This is a genomic window from Peribacillus sp. SIMBA_075, assembly GCF_046534585.1.
This window is the reverse complement of sequence record NZ_JAWRYN010000383.1, coordinates 1-292: the sequence shown is the minus strand read 5'-3', so window position 1 is coordinate 292 and position 292 is coordinate 1. Positions and strand designations below refer to the sequence as shown.

Genomic DNA, 292 nt, shown 5'->3' with positions numbered 1-292 from the left:
CCCAGCGCCGTAGTCAGGCCACGCAGCTGGGACACGTTGGTCGCGTCGGTATTGGCCGTGCCGGCCTTCAGGTTGTGGATCGTGGTGCCATCAGTGCCGCCGCCCAGGGTGACGGCGCTCTTCTTGGCGTCGTCGTAGGCGACGAAGGCGCCGGTGATGTTGCCCTTGTCGTCCACGCCGACGCCGGCATCCTTCAACTGCTTCAGGTTGACCGCCTGGTCATCGGCAGCTGCGGCCTTGACGTTGCCGATGGTGGTGCCGCCCTTGCCTTCCAGGGCGATCGAGGTCTTGT

1 protein-coding gene is annotated in these 292 nt (G+C 66.1%); it reads right to left on the bottom strand.

Going from position 1 to position 292, the window contains the following annotated elements:
- Positions 1–292: hypothetical protein (locus SB775_RS28685; RefSeq protein ID WP_410864581.1), on the bottom strand; the 292-nt coding region annotated here is incomplete at both ends.